The sequence below is a fragment of the Vulcanisaeta sp. EB80 genome, from assembly GCF_002078205.2.
Genome location: NZ_LCWN02000007.1, coordinates 13,924 through 29,075, shown reverse-complemented (window position 1 = coordinate 29,075; position 15,152 = coordinate 13,924). Strand labels below are relative to the sequence as shown.

Annotated in this window: 17 protein-coding genes; 6 read left to right on the top strand and 11 right to left on the bottom strand. The window is 44.4% G+C overall.

The window, feature by feature from the left end; translation table 11 throughout:
- Positions 1–14: 14 nt before the first annotated feature.
- The 3 genes from B7L70_RS02455 to B7L70_RS02445 are packed head-to-tail and all read right to left on the bottom strand — an operon-like array spanning position 15 to position 2,681.
- On the bottom strand, positions 15–1,034 hold the full coding sequence (locus B7L70_RS02455; RefSeq protein WP_081226315.1) for a dipeptidase: 1,020 nt from the start codon (positions 1,032–1,034) through the stop codon (positions 15–17).
- A 32-nt stretch (positions 1,035–1,066) separates the two neighbouring features.
- Positions 1,067–2,191: a tryptophan--tRNA ligase gene (locus tag B7L70_RS02450; protein WP_081226314.1), complete on the bottom strand. Its 1,125-nt coding sequence runs from the start codon at positions 2,189–2,191 to the stop codon at positions 1,067–1,069.
- A 43-nt stretch (positions 2,192–2,234) separates the two neighbouring features.
- On the bottom strand, positions 2,235–2,681 hold the full coding sequence (locus tag B7L70_RS02445) for a PUA domain-containing protein (protein WP_081226313.1): 447 nt from the start codon (positions 2,679–2,681) through the stop codon (positions 2,235–2,237).
- Positions 2,682–2,744: 63 nt separating this feature from the next.
- Between B7L70_RS02445 and B7L70_RS02440 the strand changes: the two genes are divergently transcribed.
- Complete coding sequence (locus B7L70_RS02440; protein ID WP_081226340.1) at positions 2,745–3,401, top strand: uracil-DNA glycosylase; 657 nt, start codon at positions 2,745–2,747, stop codon at positions 3,399–3,401.
- On the opposite strand, the gene B7L70_RS02435 is transcribed toward B7L70_RS02440, so the two are convergent.
- The 6 genes from B7L70_RS02435 to B7L70_RS02410 are packed head-to-tail and all read right to left on the bottom strand — an operon-like array spanning position 3,398 to position 9,748.
- Positions 3,398–4,558 (bottom strand): acyl-CoA dehydrogenase family protein, encoded by a 1,161-nt coding sequence (locus B7L70_RS02435; RefSeq protein ID WP_081226312.1) that lies wholly within the window; start codon positions 4,556–4,558, stop codon positions 3,398–3,400. The genes B7L70_RS02440 and B7L70_RS02435 overlap by 4 nt on opposite strands.
- Positions 4,555–5,718, bottom strand: coding sequence for an acyl-CoA dehydrogenase family protein (locus B7L70_RS02430; RefSeq protein WP_081226311.1), 1,164 nt, complete (start codon positions 5,716–5,718; stop codon positions 4,555–4,557). The genes B7L70_RS02435 and B7L70_RS02430 overlap by 4 nt, the downstream gene beginning before the upstream one ends.
- Before the next feature lie 58 nt (positions 5,719–5,776).
- The gene (locus tag B7L70_RS02425) at positions 5,777–6,298 is read right to left on the bottom strand and encodes a hypothetical protein (protein ID WP_143701505.1); all 522 of its coding nucleotides are present in this window, start codon (positions 6,296–6,298) and stop codon (positions 5,777–5,779) included.
- A complete protein-coding gene (locus tag B7L70_RS02420) occupies positions 6,285–7,511 on the bottom strand; it encodes a DUF58 domain-containing protein (RefSeq protein ID WP_238376051.1) in 1,227 nt (408 codons plus the stop codon). The genes B7L70_RS02425 and B7L70_RS02420 overlap by 14 nt, the downstream gene beginning before the upstream one ends.
- A complete protein-coding gene (locus tag B7L70_RS02415) occupies positions 7,508–8,452 on the bottom strand; it encodes a MoxR family ATPase (protein ID WP_081226308.1) in 945 nt (314 codons plus the stop codon). Before B7L70_RS02415 ends, B7L70_RS02420 begins: the two co-directional genes overlap by 4 nt.
- Positions 8,453–8,494: 42 nt before the next feature.
- Entirely contained in the window at positions 8,495–9,748 is a 1,254-nt protein-coding gene (locus B7L70_RS02410; protein WP_081226307.1) for a transglutaminase domain-containing protein, read from the bottom strand.
- A 15-nt stretch (positions 9,749–9,763) separates the two neighbouring features.
- Between B7L70_RS02410 and B7L70_RS02405 the strand changes: the two genes are divergently transcribed.
- The 5 genes from B7L70_RS02405 (at position 9,764) to B7L70_RS02390 (ending at position 12,645) form a co-directional block, all read left to right on the top strand.
- Positions 9,764–10,570: a hypothetical protein gene (locus B7L70_RS02405; protein WP_081226306.1), complete on the top strand. Its 807-nt coding sequence runs from the start codon at positions 9,764–9,766 to the stop codon at positions 10,568–10,570.
- Between the two features lie 38 nt (positions 10,571–10,608).
- A complete protein-coding gene (locus B7L70_RS12955; protein ID WP_081226305.1) occupies positions 10,609–10,800 on the top strand; it encodes a hypothetical protein in 192 nt (63 codons plus the stop codon).
- A complete protein-coding gene (gene rnhB / locus B7L70_RS02400; RefSeq protein ID WP_081226304.1) occupies positions 10,772–11,422 on the top strand; it encodes a ribonuclease HII in 651 nt (216 codons plus the stop codon). Before B7L70_RS12955 ends, rnhB begins: the two co-directional genes overlap by 29 nt.
- A gap of 103 nt (positions 11,423–11,525) precedes the next feature.
- Positions 11,526–11,777 carry a hypothetical protein gene (locus B7L70_RS02395; protein WP_081226303.1) on the top strand — a complete coding sequence of 84 codons (252 nt, stop codon included), beginning with the start codon at positions 11,526–11,528 and terminating at the stop codon, positions 11,775–11,777.
- A 67-nt stretch (positions 11,778–11,844) separates the two neighbouring features.
- Positions 11,845–12,645 carry an AAA family ATPase gene (locus tag B7L70_RS02390; protein WP_081226302.1) on the top strand — a complete coding sequence of 267 codons (801 nt, stop codon included), beginning with the start codon at positions 11,845–11,847 and terminating at the stop codon, positions 12,643–12,645.
- Here B7L70_RS02390 and B7L70_RS02385 read toward each other — a convergent pair.
- Both B7L70_RS02385 and B7L70_RS02380 read right to left on the bottom strand, forming a co-directional pair.
- Positions 12,642–14,501, bottom strand: a complete 1,860-nt coding sequence (locus B7L70_RS02385; protein WP_081226301.1) for a type II secretion system F family protein — start codon at positions 14,499–14,501, stop codon at positions 12,642–12,644. The genes B7L70_RS02390 and B7L70_RS02385 overlap by 4 nt on opposite strands.
- A gap of 36 nt (positions 14,502–14,537) precedes the next feature.
- Complete coding sequence (locus tag B7L70_RS02380) at positions 14,538–15,131, bottom strand: LysE family translocator (RefSeq protein ID WP_081226300.1); 594 nt, start codon at positions 15,129–15,131, stop codon at positions 14,538–14,540.
- Positions 15,132–15,152: the final 21 nt, after the last annotated feature.

Below are 15,152 nucleotides of genomic sequence, written 5' to 3'. Positions count from 1 at the left end.
TTTAAAATTAAATATTAAATATTGCTCATAATTACCCTGAGGGCATTCTCATAGGCGATCTTCCTAACATCGTTATCACTTAACCCATACTCAATCAACTTATTCAATAACTTATTGATCTCACCAATGTTCGTTAGATCCTCAGGCGTCCTCTCAATACCCAGGAAATCCGTACCAATCGCAATAATGTCAGGCCCAAACCTCTCGTACACATATAATACATGCCTAACAAGTGAATCTATGTTGGGCCTTGGGCCGATTGTTGATGTTATCATTGTTATTCCAATAACACCGTGGTTACTGTGAAGTAACTCGAGGATTTCATCATCGACATTCCTAACATGATCGTGAACACTGCGTATGTTTGCATGGCTTATTATTACGGGTTTCCTCGAAATCTTGAGTGTATCAATCATTGTATTTTTACTTGCGTGTGCCAGGTCTATTATGACACCGAGTTCATTGGCAAGCCTAACAAGTTCCTCACCGTCCGTTGTTAATCCATAATCCTTCCTAGTAATGCACGACGCTCCATACCTATTATCGAAATTCCAGGTAATCCCCAGGGCTCTAACACCAAGCCTTTGAATAAGCAGTAAGTCGTATGGGTCATCGAGCGCGTCAGCACCTTCCATTGATAATAGCATGCCTATGGCATTGCTGTTGAGGGCGCGTTCAGCGTCTGAGCTGTTTTCGATGGGTATTAATTGGTTGGGGAACCTCCTTAGTAGTACCATGTATATCTTAATCATTTCGAGGGCGATCAACTTCGATGCTGCAGGTGTGTAGGCCTTAATTGATTGTGATCCATATCCTGACGCTATTCTTTCGCCGACCAATGGGTTGTATGTGTCGTGTATTGGGAATACGGCACCAAATACAATCCTCACATTGCCTCTCATGAGCTTTGGTATGTCTGATTGTCTACCTGGGGCGTCTTTATCGAAGTCTTGGAATGGCTCCTCGAGCTTCTCATAATTCATTAAATAATAGGCTATATCTTCATGTAGGTCTATAACTGGGTAATTGGGCATGGAGAATTAATGCAGTACTTAATTAATAAGCATCACTTGAATTTGGTAGATAGCCTGTACTGCTGAACTACATCCTTAGCCCTCTCCCTCCTCTCATTATGCTCCTTCATAAATTCCCTAATCCTCTCAAAGAGCATCGCCTTGCACTCACCGCAAAGGAGCTTACCTACCTTACAATCCTCATATATCCTCTTAACCTTCTCATCACTCTCTTGGAATAATAGGTGGTACTTATACACGACACAGTTGTCTGGGTCTCCGCCATACTTACGTTGAAGCTCTGCCGTGGGTTGACCACCAGTTAGTGCATTCATTATCTTCCTCTTCACGTCCCTCTCCTCGTCCGTTATGTATATCGCTGAGTCGGGGTTTGAGGCGCTCATCTTATCCTCCCCTGTGAGTCCAGGTATGAACTTGCCGTATATTGTCGATGGCTTTGGATAACCCAAGTCCTCAGCTATATCCCTAGCTAGTCTGAAGTATGGGTCCTGGTCTATCGCCGTTGGTATGAGTACGGGGACTGTCTCCCCATAAAGCTCCGTTGGTAGGAACGCCACTGAGATCTCAAGTGTTGGGAAGAACGCGGCACCAACGTTCGTTGAGTCCGTAAATCCGAAAGTGTGCTTTATCGTTGACAACGTGAGTTTCTTACCAACCCTAACGGCTATTTTGTAGAGGTACTTTATGTCCTCGGTATCGATTATTATGTGCAGCTTATCCGGCGGGAATCCTAGGGCTATTAGGTCGAGGGCGTTCTCGTACGCGTACCTATTCGTTTGCTCCAGGGTGTAGCCCTCCTTGACCAAGAACTTCTCATCATCTGTCATCTCGAAGAAATACTCAACGCCAAACCTATCCACAAACCACCGACCAAGCATCCACGGGACTAAATGACCAATGTGTAGGTCGGCACTCGGTCCCCTGCCTGAGTAAAGAGCCCATTTCAAGCCAGCCCTCTGTCTATCTAGTATTGTCCGTAGATCCCTGTGTGCATAGAAGAAGCCCCTCCTTATTAGGTAATGCACATCACCAGCTAATTCCTGTAATGCCTTAATATCCTCGTCGGTTATTAATTGAACACCGAATTCACGCGCAAGCCTTAGGTAATCAACCCTACCCTTGACCTCCCAGGGCGTTACAACAAACTCATTCGCCAGATAGTAATCACCGTGTACGTAGGGAAACTGAGAGTTATAAGCATTATTGGTTATTGCTGATTACGTGATGCCTGACCTTAACGACAACACCCCTACCAACACTGAGGGCCTCTTCCCTGGACAGCAATAACCTACCAACACCCAGTAACTCACCATCTTCAGAGTAAATAGCCACCTCATCACCGGGTATGGCATTCCTAACATCAATCACGAACTTAGCCATAACACTCCTACCCTGCTTAATAAATGGCGCCGCATCCCTACGAACAACAACCACCTTATCAATTAATGAAGCACCATCAAGCGTTGGTAGGGCACGACCATCGTTAGCCCTAACCACAAAGACCAACCTACCACCGAGGTATATCCTCCTCAATCCACCGGTCCTACTAATATCAACCCTTAAATCACCACTAAGTTTATCCAATATATTGCGGCCGTACATGTACGATAAGACGCCCCTGATCATGCTATCCATTACTTGATCCATCAGCATGGGGTAAGTAAAAAACTATTAAATCCTTACCAGTGGGTGCACGGTAATGAGACCATAATGAATTGGTACGCGGATTTTGTAAATAAATTAATAACGTGTAGGGCATGTCCACGATTAGCTAAGTACAGAGAGGAGGTTAAGCCACTACCCAGGTTTAGCGATGATAAATACTGGAGAAGACCCGTACCACCATGGGGTGATTTAGCCAATGCAAGAATCATGATAGTAGGTCTCGCGCCTGCGGTCCATGGTGGTAACAGGACTGGTAGGATGTTCACAGGCGACAGTAGTGCCCAGTTCCTATTCAGGGCACTGCACATGGCCGGTCTTTCGAATAGGCCGTACAGTATTTCGCGCAATGATGATGTTGCCGTTAGGTGCATCTACATAACGTCCGTTGTTAAGTGTGCTCCACCAAACAATAGACCAACTACCGATGAGATAAGGACATGCGTAAATAACTGGTTTAGGTATGAGATTCAAAGAATTAAACCTAAGGCAATTGTGACCCTGGGCCACATAGCGTTTCAGGGTGTTAGGTTAGTTCTAGGCATTAATGCGGAGTTTAGGCATGGTGGTTATGTCGATGTTAATGGAGTTAGGATTTTCATGAGCTATCACCCAAGCCCTAGGAATACGAATACGGGTAGGTTAAAGATTGAGGATTTAGTGAGGATTTTGAAGATGGCTTCCGAATATGTCGGTTGTAGTTAGCCCAGGTACTTGCTTAACCATTTGTAAATAACCATCCTCTGCACCTCGTTAGTACCCTCGCCAATCTCCATGAGCTTCGCATCCCTATAAATCCTATTCAACTTACTATTACTCCAGACACCGTACGCGCCCGTTAACTGCACAGCCCTCCTAATAACATCAATGCCAAGGAGCACTGCGACTAACTTAGCTATTGATGCAAAGGCGTAGTAATCATCGTACTTACGATCGAAACGCACCGCTGAGTCATAGACTATAGACCTCATGGTTTCTATGTAAGATAGCATATCTGCAAGTTGGAATTGAATCCACTCGAAGCTTGTCAATGTTTGATCAAAGGCGTTTCTCTTCCTAACCCACTCCATTGCCTCCATGATCGCTGCCTCAGCGAGACCCAGGGTTACCGAGGCTACGGCTATTCTGCCCAGGTTTAGGGCCTCCATGGCTATTTTGAATCCCTCGTTAACCTTACCAACAACATCATCATCACCAACCACACAATCTGTGAACGTTAGTTCCGAGGTTCCCGTGCCCCTAATCCCCATCACGTGTATTGGGCTTGCTTCAATGCAATTATTCCTCCTTACCAAGAACGCCGTTATTGCCCTGTGCCTAGCCTCCTTAGGTCCTGTTCTAGTGAATACGAGGTATACATCGGCGTATAATCCCTGGGTTATCCACATCTTCTTGCCGTTGATGACCCACTCGCCGCCCTTTCTTTCTGCCCTTGTTTCTATTGCTGCAGCATCACTGCCGCAACAGGGTTCGCTTAATGCAAAGGATCCTATCAACTCGCCCCTAGCCAGCTTTGGCGCCAACTCCTCCCTCATTGTGCTCGTTCCGTAGGTATAGAAGGCATGTGCCACCAAGAATCCCTGAACCTCCGTTAGTATACCCATTGATCCACTGTACCTGGATATAACCTCTATGGAGAGTGCCGTACCAAGTATATCCATGTTAGATCCACCATACTCCTTAGGCAATACTGGCGAGAGTATTCCATACTCGCCAAACTTCCTAATTGCCTCCCTAGGGTAGTAATTCTCCCTATCTATTTTGTCAGCGATTGGTTCCACATACTCCTTACTAACCTCATCAACCAACTCTACGAACTTCTCGTGCTCCCTAGTGACGAGGGGATGCCGTATAAGTATCATAGCTCCACCTCAGGTAAGCCCTTCAGTAATATCTTGTGGATAACCATCTTCTGAACCTCATTCGTTCCCTCGGCTATCTCGAGAACCTTAGCATCCCTATAAGCCCTCTCCGAGAAGCTCTCCTTTGAGTAACCAAAACCACCCAGTATTTGCACTCCGTCTCTGGCTATTTCCACAGCCATCTGTGCAGTGTATAGCTTGGCTATTGATGAGTAGAGTACGAATGATGGGTCCTTATTGTCATAGAGCCAGGCAGCCTTGTAGGTGACGGTTCTCCCAATTTCCAGCTTTGCCTTCATGTCCGCAAGCTGGAATTGGATCCACTCCCAATCAATAAGTGGCTTACCGAAGGCCGTCCTAGTCTTAGCCCACTCGAGTGCTTCATCGAGAACTCCCTGCGATAAACCGAGAGCCACGCCCGAGATTCCTATCCTCGCTAGGTCTAGCGTTACCATGGCTATTTTGAATCCCTCGTTAACCTTACCAACAATATCATCATCGCCAACCACACAATCGTTGAACTTAACCTCAGCCTCACCGGCACCCCTCATGCCCATCATCTCCAACTTACTAATCTCAACGCAATTGCTTCTCTTCACGAGGAATGCCGTTATTGCCCTGTGCCTAGCCTCCTTGGGACCAGTCCTTGCGAATAATAGGTAGACGTCTGCATAGGCGCCCTGTGTAATCCAAATCTTCCTACCATTAATAACCCACTCACCGCCTCTCCTCTCGGCCCTAGTCTCGATGGCTGCAGCATCAGATCCACAACACGGCTCAGTCAATGCGTATGAGGCAACCCACTCCCCACTGGCTATCTTGGGCAAAACCTCCTCCCTCTGCCTATTACTGCCGTACTTGAGTAGGGCATAGACAATGTTGTCATTCACTATCTCCGTAATGAAGCCCAGGGTGGGACTATACCTGCTAAGCTCCTCAACAACCACAAGACTACCCCTAAGGTCTATCCCAGGCCCGCCATACTCGGGCGGCGCAGATGGTGTTAGGAATCCCTGCTTACCAAGCTCGCTTATTATGTCCCTTGGGTAGTAATCCTCGAGGTCCATCTTCCTGGCTATGGGAACTATGTACCTCTCCGCGAACTCCTTTACGCTATTTCTAATGAGCTGATGCTCATCCGTTAGGAATGGATCTGGCATAAACTCTTACTGGCATACAGTTTAATAAATATTATCATAACTTCTAATTTTCTATATACTACTTACTAAATCTCCTGGTTAATAATAATGCAAGTAGTATTGCGATTATTGAAATTATGAATAATGACAGGTACCATGAAAGAATAAGTGCAAATAAACGGGCGTTCACTCCAATAGGACCTATTAGGGTCATCAATTTATTAACAATCAACGACCTCTCTAGAAGCCTCTCGGCAACATATGAAACGTAAATTATTGGTAAGGAAATTAGTAAAAATGATAATTCGATCAAATCTATTAATACTAGGTATATCACAATGCTCACGGACATTATTATGGAGTATATTGTGGCTAGGTAATTCGGTATAGTAAACCCCACGTATGTCAGTAGAGCGGTGTTTACGATGAATAAGTACTTATGATACGTGGGTCTATAGGACACGAGGATTATGGATATTATGTTAATGAGGGTACCGAGAATGATTATGCCGGAGTACTGTATATATTGTGCAAGAGATAGCTCGGTAATTAGCCATATGAGACTTACTGAGATGTATGCTACATAATTACTCACTCTCATGTGGTACATCACCCCTGTTAGGGGATATGCGTAATAGCACGATTTGTTTAGTGCCTCCTATGATTGAGTGCGCTCTTTCAATTTCAATATCCGTTGCCTCATCATTTAATTCCCTCCCTACATACGCTATCTCGAGCAATTCATTAATGCCTAAATACCTCTGGAGGTGTTTCGGCACGTTGATCATGGCATTATCCATGTTATTACTAACGACTCTAACCCTCACATAATGCTCAAGATTGGGAATTGAATCCCAAGCAACGAACCTCTGCTCCACATGATCCCTACTAATGAGTACTACCTTAACCTCAGGACAGTGTTGGGCTATGTCACTGATTATTTGGAGAAAATCATCAATAGGTCTCTTTCCATCTTTAGGTATTAGCACCTTGGATGATGAATCCATGATCACCGCAGGGCATGATCCATACTCACTTCTACTAATCATGATCAAATCGTTAACCCTAGCACTCGTTAGCCAATGAATTGTTGATGCCGGTCTTTCATAATCATACTCAACCAGGGACTTTAGATCACCCAACCTACCCTCCAATGATGTACCGACTTCACCATAACCCACCAAGCCGAATCTACCGTATTCTCTATAAACCCTAGCAGGTCTTACAATGACGTGGGTTTCATCACTAATTATTAAACCTTGAATGCGCATAAGCCCCATTCTATCTTCAATACTTACGATACCGCCAATTATACCTACATCACCAATCCACCTACCAAGCAGATTCATAGTATGGTAATCACCATTTATAGTCACCCTCTCCTCGCTAGATGTTATATGCGGCGAGTGTATTAATGATAATGAAATACCTAGCTTTATCGGGATCCTAGATACAACCCTAACATTTAATGATGTCGATGTATCAATCGTAACCTCAATTCGACTGCTCTCGAAGACTATCTCCGAGAAAAGAAGCGTAAGACTTGTCAGTAAGTACCATGTTAATACATACGATGTAAATACTATAAACAATATTAATCCGAGATATGTACCGAATACGTTGTTTGTAATAAGCCCTATGTATGTGATGCCGGATAACAACATGTATAGGGCTAATAACTTATTGCTTGGTATTATGTATATAGTATTTCTCCGTTTACTAATGGGTCTAGATGCTGCGTCATAATCTTGATAAGAATCGCCTAATTTAGGCAAATCATGGCCCAGAGTTTGCACGGAGTTATGTCTCGTCATGTTCTACGAATTACGTTCTCCATTAATGGTGTGGGTGTTTGCTGTATCAACTGCCTAATCACAATGTTAGGGTCTGTACCAACGGTTATGATCCTGTGATTTAGTACGTATGGGGCTAGCTGCTTTACGTCGTCGGGAATTACGTAGTTCCTACCATTGATCAATGCCCAGGCTCTAACGAGCTTACCCAATGTTTGGGCAGCCCTTGGGCTAGCGCCAATCTTAACATCGCGCATGCTCCTAGTACCCCTCACAAGTCTAACAATGTATCTGGTTATGGAATCATCCACCCTGACGGATTTCACTAACGATTGCATTTTCACAATATCATCCCTACTCAACACCGTGTTCACTAAATTCACATTACCAAGTTCTATATCACTAGCTATGCGAAACTCAACATCTTCACTTGGGTAACTAAGTCTAATCCTCACTGTGAATCTGTCTAGTTGTGCTTCTGGTAGTGGGTATGTTCCCTCTAGTTCTATTGGGTTTTGTGTTGCTATTACCATGAATGGTTTTGGTAGTTCGTGTGGTTTGCCGGCTATTGTCACCTGGCCCTCCTGCATCGCCTCTAGGAGTGCTGACTGAACCTTTGGAGGAGCCCTATTAATCTCATCGGCAAGTACGATATTCGCAAAGATTGGGCCAAGCCTAACCTCAAAATCACCAACCCTAGGATTAAAGATTAACGAACCAGTAATATCACTCGGCAACAAATCAGGCGTAAACTGAACCCTAGAGAAGGATAGGCCAAGAGTCCTAGCAAAGGCCTTGGCAAGGCTAGTCTTAGCAAGGCCGGGAAAACCCTCAACAAGAACATGACCACCAACCAACAAACAACCAAACAACAACCTAACCTCGAGGTCATACCCAATTACTGCCTTGGAAACCTCCCTAACGACAGAATCAACAGCATTTTTTACATAATCTAAATCCATTAATACTTCCCTAGTAATGCCAAGACCTAGGCGTTTTTAAACTCATCTCATCCTTACATGGCTAATGATCACAAATATTAAATAACCAATAACCCAGGGTAGAACGAGGATTAAGCCAACAATTACTGAATATAACACATTGCCGTATCCGAAGCCCAGCATGGAACTACCATAAGATGGTGTTGGCAGGAACATAACCCACCCACCATTAGTATAGGCTTCATCCCATAGTAAACCAGTTGATGAGCTGAAGATGTATTGACCATTGTAGTACACACCGTAAAAACCAAAAGCAGCCCTGGCAGGTATGCCATAAACCCTCAATACATACATTGCGACCGTGACAAAATCCATGATCGAACCTTTACCACTTCGTAATAGATTTTCAGGCCCTGCAGAATAATTAACAAGCCTATACCCACCACCCACTAATTTCTGAAAGACTTCATTAATTGCGCGTAATTCATTGTTATTAATGGCACCAGGTAAATGCGCAATAGAGCTTTCTGTTATATTAATATTGATGGGCCCCAAATATACCATTGCATATATGAGGTTATAACCCTCAAACGCCTCGTCTAGTTTACGGCACACATACATGATGTAGCTTGCCGATGTTATGGGTGTCTCTGCAATGACTATATCGCCAGGTTCAAGCAGCATTAATTCAGTGGTTGGTGATGTTTTTACTATGGTCACGTTACTCGTGAAGTATGTTATTGGTGGTTCTTGATTGATCACCACAGGTATTGGCACTATCTGAGTCGGTGTGAAAAACGTGGCATTCACAACATAGCTACTGCAATCATAACCACCACTAAGGGGTATTGTCAAACTCGTTGATTCATTGACTGTAATTAATGGCAGCGTATTTATCATGGTACCATTACCATACTCATTAAATACTAGGTATCTAAACACCACAGGTATCCTTGATTGAACAACAGCCATAAAATTCGTGTAATTGCCCAACAGAAGCTCCGTAGGTACGCCGACGGCTTCATAACTAATGATTGGCGTGAAGGAGCCTATGAAGTTTGACTTCGTAATTAAGCCCTGGTAAACCCCAACATAGACGAAATTACCCAATCTAAGGAGCCCCGCGAACCTACCCTCATAAACCCCCTGGGGAACGATAATATAACCCGATGAATTGGCATAAGACACCCCATAAACGACCAGAGAATAGGCACTACCGACATAGGTTAGTGACGCATTCATTACTATTGTTGATGGGCTCGTTTGTGGTTCGCCAATTAAAATATTCAATAGCAAAAGCATTATTAGTAAGTTCATTAAGTAGTTATGGAAATGGGAGTTAATAAACCATTTACACTGATACTAACCCTACTTATCCTAGTCCTAACAATGATTGCAGATGCTACTGCGGCCACGAACTACATGGGCTTTTATGAAGTAATTAATTGGCCCATTATCAGCATATCCATCATTAATGGTACATCCACAAGCCATGGTGTGATAATCATAATTTCACCAAACAAGCCCGTTAATCAACAATACTACATATTCGCAGGAATTGGCGTACTGGGTAATGGTTATTTCCTAATTGATGGCGTACTCTATGCAAATGGTACAATAAGCATATACTCATTAACATTATTAAACACAACCATAAGTAAAGGCAACGTAACCACAGCAGTCACATACAACAATACCGAGTATGGCGGATTCGAGAACATCATTGTGGGTGGCCATACGTACCGCGAAGGTCGAGTACCGATAATGCCGTTACGAGCATCCTCATCTCAGACCACTGCTAATACGACGGCAACAGGTATGGGTGGCTCGGTTAATTCATTGACCGCAAAAAGTAAGGTTGTGGTTAACAATGTATCACTAAGGTACCTGGTTGTTATGATTTCGTTAATAACGTCGTTTTCATTAATAACCTTATCCATAATCCTACCCCTCATTGGTACTGGACGTAGTGAGGGCAGGGTGTGCATCAATGATTCATTCATAAGACTCACTCATAAGCTGGGCTATTTCGGTTTTCATGATTATTCGTGGGGTTTATTACTATTGGTGATGAGACGTCAGGCTTATAATCCCAATCCCAGCACCTTAACTGTACCCCTGGGTTTCCGAGAACCGTAGGGCTGTGAACCGCGGGCGACCGTTGGGGAGCCACTGCGGTGAGGGGGCTCGGGGAGACCGTCGAGAAGGAGACGGCGGATCAACCGCCATCTCCGGAGAGACGGCTTGTTAACAAGTTAATTAATTACTACGAAATTGCCATATATGGTGGGGTCCACATTGAGTGTGAGGAATTTAAGGCGCTTATTAAGCAGGTAATCGATGAGGGTATTCGTAGGAGGCATCGATGAGGCTGGTCGTGGACCCGTGATTGGACCCATGGTCATGGCAATAGCCGTGATAGACGACATGGACAAACTAAAGAATGTCGGTGTTAGGGATTCTAAGGAGTTAAGCCCACAGGGTAGGTCTAGGTTATTGAATGTGCTTAGGTCAATCCTAACGTACATGGATTATGAGGTCATAGAGCCCGAAACAATCGATAGGTATGTTTATTTAAACGCACTAAATAAGCTTGAGGCCGAGGTTGCGGTCAAACTAATAGGTAGGGCGTTAAGGATTGTAAACCTAGTCAGGGTCTACATTGACTCACCAGACCCGAATGCGAAAAGGTATGGAGATTTGATCAGGAGGTCTGTTGGCAGTGTTGAGGTTATCTCAATGAATAAGGCGGATAAGTTGATTCCAATAGTTTCAGCGGCAAGCATAATTGCCAAGGTGACCAGGGACTCAATAATTGAGGAGTTACATAGGGAGTATGGTGACTTCGGCAGTGGTTATCCCAGTGATCCCAGGACAATAGGCTTCCTAAGGAATTGGGTTAGGGAGCATGGTGACTTACCACCAATAGTTCGCCGTAGTTGGTCAACAATTAGGCGGTTAACCGGTGGTGGATTGGACGCATTCCTTTAGGTTATGTTTTGTAACGAGGATCTTGATGGTAAATCATGCCTGGTGCGGAATTGATTGTTCGTCATCACTAAGTATAAATACCCAGGTTGGTTAGCTAATTTGTATGAGGACGAGCATATTAATAGCCATAATTGGTCTCGTATTTATGGTAATTGGGTTTATTGTATTGGCAATCATCGATAACGTGTTGTTATCATCATCACTCTTCATAATAGGCTTTCTCCTGAACATCCTAGGGATTCTAATGATCAATAGGGACATTGAGAACTTAATAATCAAACTCGAGATGGAGAGCAATAAACCAGGTCCCGAGGATATAAAGAAAAGACCCCTTAGGAAACCAAGGAGAGGTTGACCGTCATTATTCACAGTAATTCTTATTTAAATGATTTAAGTACGTAATAGGTAGGGTTGGTGGTTTCGTGAGGACTATATTAATAACGAGTGGGACGAAGGGTGGCACGGGCAAAACAACAATAGCAATAAACATAGCCGTGGTACTCGCCTATGAACTAAGGAACAAGACACAATACCCAGTGGTACTCCTAGACCTCGGCATAGATAGCGGCACAGCAACAATGCTGCTACTTGGCGATGTTGAGACGAGACTACCGTACACACTGACTGATTATCTCATGGGTAGGATACCGGATCCACTATCGACACTCTACGTTAAGACATGGCAGGTTGGTGACGAAACATTTAAGTTAGTATTCACAGCATCCTTAGGCCAATACCCAAGTCAGGTAAGAATTGATAGATATTTACTCAGGGGATTAATAAATGCCGTAAGTGCCGTATCCCCACTGTATGTAATTATGGACTCACCTGCCCTCGGTCTATCCTATGATACATTAACTACATTGCTGGAAGCCAGCGATAACGTTATTCTAGTCTCAATACCAGACCACAGTAGCCTAAGGGCTGTTGGCAACGTCGCCAACCTAATGCAGGAAATGAAGGTCAGCAATAAATTATTGAGGCCGATACTAAACATGCTAAACATCAAATACCCAATGGATGCACTGAGTAATCTTCCATGGACTAGGTTAGTGAAGGATATGGTTGGTGTCGAACCCCACGTCATACCATACGACGAGTTATTCCCAATAGTTAGGCAAGCCCTCGAGATAGAGAGCCTGAAGCTATCATTTTATGAATCACCGGCACTAGACGCGATTTTTAAGTACATAGACTATTTAATGGAGACAGCACCACCCTAATACGGCACATTCGTGGATAGCCCAGACATGGAGCCAAACAAGGCGTTGGCGAGGAATGGAGACATTGCATAAACAATCACAACCATCAGTGTGAGAACAACAGCATGCCTAAACCCAAGGGACAGCTCACCCTCACCCAACTTACCAGCTATCAACCCCATAATGAAGGAGTCGATTGTTATCGTGAACGAGAAGGACGTAGCAAGCAAATTAACCAATGGACTTGATGATGGACCTGAGGCAATACCGCCAGGACCGATCCTAGTCACTATGGCGACCACCGAGAATATCAAGACGACGAGAGTCACGATCAATATAACGGCACCTATGTAGGGCACATACCTCAACGGTCTAAGCCTAGACCTCATATTCTCCTGAACACTAACAATCGATGACGCGAAGTTGGCGAGCATATCCAAAACCTGTGGTGAGGCGCCGCCCAGGTCTATTGTTTCTGTGAGTAGGAACGTGAAGACCCTGGAGTAATAGCTGTGTAGTTTCGGCATTATTGAAGAGAGCACCTCCCTAATTGGTACACCATACCTAATCTGCTTAACCATCCTATCAAGCAATTGATCAAAGGCACCATACCTCCTCGTATACCTAAGTGTCTCGAAAGTCTTCTCAGGCGTGAACCCACTCTTCCTCAACTCAGTCACGTCCCTCAGGAACTCGGCATACTCCCTATCAATCTCCCACCTCTCCCTAACAATCTTCATGGAGTAGATAGCCGTGGGTACGAAGGAGAGGGCTAGGGTTAACCCAAAGACGATGGTGTAATCGAGGGGTATCGGTATACCGTGAATATAGATCCTATTACTCAAATCCCTATGAAACAACAGGTCATACTCAAGAAAACCAAGAACGGCAGTAGCACCAAGGGACACACCAGCCCATTTATACGGCCTATAATCAGTGTATGGCGACCTAAAGGTTGAAACCTCACCGAGGTATATGAAGGCGATGGATATTGCTGGGACGATAAATAAACCAAATAGGTAGTTCGAATTGATAGCCTGCATAAACGCCGCATACCTATTACCAAAGGGAGTCACTGCCTGGGCTAGGTAAAGCACGTCAAGCCCAATCAATAATATTGCGGCGGAACCTATGTAACTCTCCATGAGCATTCCCAGGAACTCAGCAGCCCTATTCATACGCTCGATGGCGTTACTAACAATGTCATGAAGCCTAGTATTTATGTAATGAACCACATCACCACCCGTCCTAACCGTGGTTATGTAGCCACTAATGAACTCCCTAAGCATCCTGCTCTCGAGGGCTGACGAAACATTGGATAAAGCCGTCAACGGATCCTCACCAAAAACCCTAAACCTAATATAAGCCCACCTAGCAACCCTACCCATAACCTCCAGGATCTTGGCCTCAGCAATCCTCTCCACAGCCCTAAAGACGGATAAACCAGAGTTTGTTATGGCTGATACGTAGGCCACGAAGAACGGCAACTCCGTATCAACCTTAAACGCCAAGTCGCTTGACGTTATCCTCGGTAGACTGATCATCATTTCATAGACAATGAACGGCAGGAAAATGAGAATAGCACCAATACCCATAAGCACCAGATCCCTAATCCCATACTGGGTCGTGAATAGAAGCCTCATTTTTAATAGAATCAGGGTATTGTTTAGATTAAGCATAATTAACACAACACCCAGCGGCGCCGCCACAGCTAACATTATAACTGATATGAATAGGGTCCTGGCCAAATAACGTTCAGGGCTTGTGAACGACAACGAAGCCTGGAGATTCTTCATGAGCTTCTCGTAAATCTTGGTTCCCCTCAGCCTAAGTATTAATGGTCCCATCACCGATAGTGCAATCTCGTCTAGATCCACATTCTATTTCACAAATTCAACTTTATAAACTTACCTCTACATGAAAAACGTCAAGGCCCTAGTCAGTATATACACAGCAAAGGCAAGAATACCGAGAGCGGAGATGAGCTTAATGACGAAATCAACCCTGGAACCACCATAAACCTTACCAAAGTGCACAGCAAGCGGAAACACCACAACCCATATTAGGATCGCCAGAAACAAACCAACAACACTAAGTATACCAAATATATTCATAAACGACAAACCAGCCGTCAACCACCAAAACACCTGGTACGGATTAGATAAGCCCATGGAAATACCCATAAAATAACTAAGCAAGGGAGACCTATCACCAACAACTCTCCTGGGCGAAAACGTGGATCTCAATATTGACACCGCAAGATAAGCCATCACGAAGAAACCCACTATGTAAAGGTAATGAGCATAGTAACCGAGAATCCTCGAGAAATAGTACGTAAGAACCATGAAGATGGCATCGGCAGACATTGCACCAAGACCCGTACTAGTACCATGTAACGGAGAACGCGTAGACTCGGCAGCAATGAGGGCATTCATGGGACCAGGGGGAACGGCAAGGAGGAAACCAAAGGCCATCCCAAGCAATAAATCATAGAGAGGACTTAGCATATGCCCAGGGTACAAAACACA

Bases quoted from the DNA above. Each gene is read 5' to 3' on its own strand.
- B7L70_RS02455 (WP_081226315.1), bottom strand. From the start codon at position 1,034: ATGCCCAATTACCCAGTTATAGACCTACATGAAGATATAGCCTATTAT.
- B7L70_RS02445 (WP_081226313.1), bottom strand. From the start codon at position 2,681: ATGGATCAAGTAATGGATAGCATGATCAGGGGCGTCTTATCGTACATG.
- B7L70_RS02440 (WP_081226340.1), top strand. From the start codon at position 2,745: ATGAATTGGTACGCGGATTTTGTAAATAAATTAATAACGTGTAGGGCA.
- B7L70_RS02435 (WP_081226312.1), bottom strand. From the start codon at position 4,558: ATGATACTTATACGGCATCCCCTCGTCACTAGGGAGCACGAGAAGTTC.
- B7L70_RS02430 (WP_081226311.1), bottom strand. From the start codon at position 5,718: ATGCCAGATCCATTCCTAACGGATGAGCATCAGCTCATTAGAAATAGC.
- B7L70_RS02425 (WP_143701505.1), bottom strand. From the start codon at position 6,298: ATGAGAGTGAGTAATTATGTAGCATACATCTCAGTAAGTCTCATATGG.
- B7L70_RS02420 (WP_238376051.1), bottom strand. From the start codon at position 7,511: ATGACGAGACATAACTCCGTGCAAACTCTGGGCCATGATTTGCCTAAA.
- B7L70_RS02415 (WP_081226308.1), bottom strand. From the start codon at position 8,452: ATGGATTTAGATTATGTAAAAAATGCTGTTGATTCTGTCGTTAGGGAG.
- B7L70_RS02410 (WP_081226307.1), bottom strand. From the start codon at position 9,748: ATGAACTTACTAATAATGCTTTTGCTATTGAATATTTTAATTGGCGAA.
- B7L70_RS02405 (WP_081226306.1), top strand. From the start codon at position 9,764: ATGGGAGTTAATAAACCATTTACACTGATACTAACCCTACTTATCCTA.
- rnhB (WP_081226304.1), top strand. From the start codon at position 10,772: ATGAGGGTATTCGTAGGAGGCATCGATGAGGCTGGTCGTGGACCCGTG.
- B7L70_RS02395 (WP_081226303.1), top strand. From the start codon at position 11,526: ATGAGGACGAGCATATTAATAGCCATAATTGGTCTCGTATTTATGGTA.
- B7L70_RS02380 (WP_081226300.1), bottom strand. From the start codon at position 15,131: ATGCTAAGTCCTCTCTATGATTTATTGCTTGGGATGGCCTTTGGTTTC.